The organism is Maribacter aquimarinus (assembly GCF_047345505.1).
GTDB lineage: Bacteria > Bacteroidota > Bacteroidia > Flavobacteriales > Flavobacteriaceae > Maribacter.
In genome coordinates this window covers 1-5,325 of record NZ_JBLFEO010000050.1, presented here as the reverse complement: position 1 = coordinate 5,325, position 5,325 = coordinate 1, and the positions used below count along the sequence as shown (strand labels likewise).

At 46.9% G+C, this 5,325-nt stretch carries 2 protein-coding genes; both read left to right on the top strand.

What is annotated here, in order from left to right:
• Window positions 1–601 precede the first annotated feature (601 nt).
• Entirely contained in the window at window positions 602–3,739 is a 3,138-nt protein-coding gene (locus ACKWCC_RS18985; protein ID WP_413997548.1) for a SusC/RagA family TonB-linked outer membrane protein, read from the top strand.
• Window positions 3,740–3,759: 20 nt separating this feature from the next.
• Complete coding sequence (locus tag ACKWCC_RS18980; protein ID WP_413997547.1) at window positions 3,760–5,220, top strand: RagB/SusD family nutrient uptake outer membrane protein; 1,461 nt, start codon at window positions 3,760–3,762, stop codon at window positions 5,218–5,220.
• The last annotated feature ends 105 nt before the right edge of the window (window positions 5,221–5,325 follow it).

Here is a 5,325-nt window from a genome sequence, read left to right as displayed (position 1 = left end):
AAAAGAAGCATCGGGAGCGGGTGGAAGTCCTGTTGCCCAGCCTCGAGGCCCAGCGAATGGAATTTTTGTCAAAGGAATATCAACCCAACGAAGACTGGTGGCAAAGTAAGGTGACAAAGGATTGATGGTGAACAAAACCGCGACTTGTCTTTAAGCGTGCCGTTCAGGCATTTTTTCTTTCTATCCCCAGGGGTCTCACGATAAAAGCAATTTGCGGCAGTGTTTTGCGCCAATCGCAGACCAACCTTAAAAAATGGGAAATAGTGGAATTGGTGGTTCTTGGTTACCAAGATGTACTCAATGGCATTCGTATTTTTATTAGTTATTGCCAATCCATAGTCCTATATAGTTATTTTGTCCATATTAAAGTCTTTTTTGTCTATGTTCTTTTTACTAATGTTTCTTTAATTTTGACAATGTTATGTTAAAAAACTGGTTTAAATTCCAATAGCGGGGCTTTTGTAGATGTGTTTTTTGTAAAAATGGGGCTTGTTTAAGTTCGGATTCATTTTTTTCTTTAAAACAAATCTTATCGCACTTTATCTATGTTTTTGGATGACCTTTTTTTACCGACCGGAAAAACCAACAACCTAAAGAAGTTATGAGAAACAGGTATCCATTGCGCACGCATTTGTTTAAACTCCATTCCGCTCCCGTCCTGTTCGCCCTGGTGGCCTGCTTGGTCACGGGCAACACCTTACTGGCCAATGGCAAAGGAGCGCTACCTCCCTTGGCTTTCTCTTTTTCGGGTGTTTCCCTTGCCGGCGAGGGGGCCCTAAAGGTGCAGCAATCCGTGTCCGGTACGGTGTTGGACAGCAACGGACAACCCTTGCCCGGTGCCAGTATTTTGGAAAAGGGCACAATGAACGGTACCCAAACGGATTTTGATGGCAACTTTACCATCACCCTGTCCAATGATGATGCCGTTTTGGTCATCTCCTATATCGGTTTTCTTTCGCAAGAGATTCCGGTAGCGGGCCAGACATCCATCAACGTGCAATTGAAAGAGGACGCCGCCAGGCTCGATGAGGTGGTGGTGGTGGGCTACGGCACCCAGAAGAAAAATGATCTGACCGGGGCAATAGCTTCCGTTCAAGAAGAGGATTTTACCCAAGGGGTCAATAATTCTGCACTGCAGTTATTGAACGGTCGTGCGGCGGGGGTTTATGTAAGCCAGTCCAGCTCTGCCCCGGGAGCGGCCATCAGCGTAAGGGTAAGGGGTGCGGGCTCCATCAATAGTTCCAACCAGGTATTGGTTGTTGTAGATGGCTTGCCAGGGGCTCCCACCCAAGCCTTGAGTCCAGAGGACATTGAGTCGGTTCAGGTGCTCAAAGATGCCTCTGCCGCCGCCATTTATGGTACAAGGGCTGCCAATGGCGTTATTTTGATTACCACCAAGAAAGGCAAAGCCGGAGCCACCAAGGTAAATTACAGTACCTACATTGGTACGCAGGACGTGGCGCAAAGAATAGAGATGCTTAACGGCAGGGAATATGCCCAAGTACTCAACGACCTCGCTGTTGATGGGGGGCAGCAACCCCGGTTTACCCAAGCAGAAATCGATGCCATTGGACAGGGAACGGATTGGCAGGACGAGGTTTTTAGAACAGCCTTTGTTCAGAACCATCAGATGTCCATTTCGGGCGGTACGGAAAATTCCAACTACTACCTGGGCCTAAATCATTTGGATCAGGACGGTATTGTTTTGGGATCTGGGTTTCAACGTTATAACGTGCGCTACAACCAAGAAATCAAGGCCAGTGACAAGTTCACTTTCAAATTCAACGTGAATGTGAACCGGAATGTTACACAAAGGATATTGAGCAGCAACGCTGCCAATGAGTCCGCGGGACCCATAAACACAGCGTTGCAATTTGACCCCACCATACCCGCGACTCGTGGAGAGGATGGGCGTTTTCCCCGTAGCGACAACATTACTTTGGAAAATCCCTTGGCCTTGGTGAACGGCGTTGGCGATGAAACAGCGGCCAACCGATCTTTCGGAACCATCAGTGTGGATTACAACATCTTCAAGGACTTTACGCTTACAGGCCGCTTGGGGCTAGATATGCTTACCAGTAGAAGGGATTTTTATAACAGCACGGAAACAGCCAACGGTTTAAGTGCCGGTGGCATCGGTTCCATAAGAACGGATGAGCAGAATCATTGGCTTGCGGAGCTTTTTGGAACGTATAACAAAACGTTCAATGAAAATCATGCCCTTACCTTCCTGGGAGGAATAACCTTTGAAGAGTTTGACAATAGGTTTGCGACGTCTTCGAGCCAAGGTTTTCTATCTGATGTGACCGGCACCAATTTATTGCAAAGTGGGGACGCGGACGAGGGAGACAATGTGTCCAGCGGTCGGTTTGTTAACCGCTTGAACTCTTTTATTGGGCGTGTAAACTATACCTTGTTCGATCGCTACCTTCTTACCGCCTCTTTTAGGGCGGACGGAACCTCAAGATTTGCGGACGACAACAAGTACGCTATCTTCCCTTCGGCTTCCTTGGCTTGGAGAATATCCAACGAATCGTTCTTGGAAAATTCAAAAGCGATCAGTAACCTGAAGCTGAGATTGGGTTTTGGTCAGTTGGGCAACCAAGCCATTGGCAATTTTGAAACCATCCAGACTTTTGTGGCCTCAGGAAATGCCGTTCTGGGCAATGCCTTGGTACAGGGTGTGGCACCGGCACGTATTCCCAACAGTAACTTGCGGTGGGAAACCTCCGAGGAATACAATATTGGTTTGGATTACGGATTTTTCAATGGGCGTTTGAGCGGTTCCATTGATTATTTCAACAAAACCACACGAGATCAATTGTTCAGTCAGCCTGTACCGGGATCATCGGGTTTTACCAATGTTAGGGTAAATGCCGGTGAGGTTCGGAATACGGGCGTGGAGGTCTTTTTGGAGTCGGTGAACATTGATAAGGAGTTTAAATGGACCACCGCTGTCAACTTGGCGACCTTGAACAACCAGGTAACCCGGCTGCCAGATTTTTTGCCCGAAATCATAAGTGGTAATATAGGTACTTTTACCAGTAATTTTATCTTAACTAGAGAAGGTGAAGCGCTCGGTTCTTTTTATGGTTTTGAGGTAGAGGGGATTTTTCAGGAAGGAGACGATATCGCCAACTCTGCCCAACCCTCTGCCCAACCAGGGCATCCCATTTTTAGGGATACGGATGGCGATGGTGCCATAACCCCCGAAGACAGGGTGGTGCTTGGTAAACCCTTGCCGGATCTTACCTATGGAATAAACAATCGGTTCGAGTACAAGGGAATTGGTCTGGATGTCCTTTTTATTGGCGTTAGTGGCATCGAGGCTTTGAACAACAATGTTTTGGAGTCATTATATCCCATCAATTTTGATAGAAACAGAATTGCCGAGCAGTATTTAGATCGTTGGACTCCCAACAACCCAGACGCAAGGTTTCCCTCTGGCGTAAACCCAAGTTCGTACGGGGGAGGCACTGCAGTAAATTCATTCACCGTTAATGATGCTTCCTTCTTTCGTTTAAAGACGGTTACCCTAAGCTATCAGGTTCCAGTGGACAAGGTGGATTTTATAAACAATCTATCGGTTTATTTGGCTGGCGACAATCTTTTTACCATTACCGATTTTATTGGATACGATCCAGATGCCAACGCTTCTGGAACCGGTGTAAACAGGACCTCTTACAATAGTTTTCCTCTGAACCGTACATTTCGACTTGGTCTTAACGTTGGATTTTAATCAATCAAAAAAAAACCTTTATGAAAAATACCAAGACATATCTGAAAGGAAGCTTAATGGTTGTTGTAATGCTCATTTTTAGTGGTTGCAATGATTATCTAGAAGAAGAAGTGTTTACAGAGTTTGATCCTGGTGACCTTCTCCAAACCGAACAGGGAATAGAAAGAGTGTTGATTGGTGCCTACAATGAGCTGCACACCACCAGCTTCTTTGGCAGGGACATGTACTTTACCCTGGGAGAGTTCCCCACGGATATTGCCACTCAGAGCGGTGGTGGTTTCGAGCGCACCGCCATCTTGTACGTTAATTACGAATGGGACCCGGCACAAGGTATCCTTGCTGGAATTTGGAACAGATACTACCGTGCCATTAGAAATGCCAATTCCTTGCTGGACAATATTGGTAACGTTACCACACTTTCTGAGGAAAAGGTTGCGCGGTTTTCAGCCGAGGCCGCTTTTATTAGGGCCGACGCCTATTTTCGTCTTTATGATTTTTTTGGGCCGGTGCCCCTTGTCACGACAACCGAATCATTGGAATTTGAGGTGACCAGATCATCGGAAGACGAGATGTTGGAATTTTTGATTTCAGAATTGAACCGAGCGGCTGAGAATCTTCCCGTTACGGTCAACGCAAGGGGCAGGGTAACCAAGGGTGCTGCACTTTCCCTGCTCACCAAGGTTTACCTGCACGCGAAACAATGGCAGAACAGTGCCAATGCCGCCCAAGAGGTCATTGACCTTGGGGTCTATCAGTTGTTTCCCGATATTGAAACGTTGTTTTCCGTGGACAACGAAGACAATGACGAATTTATATATGTTCATCCGGCCGAGGCGCAGCCCGGGGAGGGGCACGTTTATATGCCGCACGCCTTCCCGCCCAGGTTTCCCATACAGCCCAACTGGGAAAATTTTGGGGCACAGTTCAGGACATTGACATCTTTTGTAAATTCCTTTGAGCCCAATGACCGCAGACTCAATTTGATCTTAAGGGAGTTTACCGACATTAACGGCGAATTGGTGCAGTTGGTGGAGGATGAGAATGGAAACCCACTGGATAACGCCAGAAGTTTTAAGTATGTACCGGACCCGAATGCCAATGCCAGATGGAGCGGGAACGACCAACCTGTTATTCGATATGCCGACATCCTGTTGAGTAGGGCAGAGGCGCTCAATGAAATCAATGGACCTAATGCGGAGTCCATTGAACTCATTAACCAAGTGCGGCAGAGAGCGGGTGCAAGCTTACTTCAGTTGGCCGATTTTTCCTCCACTGAGGCACTAAGGGACCATATCTTGGCAGAACGTGGGTGGGAACTGTTTTCAGAAGGCAAAAGGAGACAAGATTTGATTAGGCATGGGAAGCTTATTTCCAATGCTGTAGCACGTGGTAAGAATGCAGAACCTTTCCACGAGTTGTATCCCCTACCCCAGAGGGAAATGGACGCCAATGTCAATTTGGAGCAAAACCCCGGATATTAGAAACGGTTCGGTTTTTTTGCCACCGCCTTGATGGGTGCGTGGTGCAATCAATGAACGAAGAAATGAGACAAAGAAAGTTGTTTGAGTTAGTTTTTTTATTTTGTG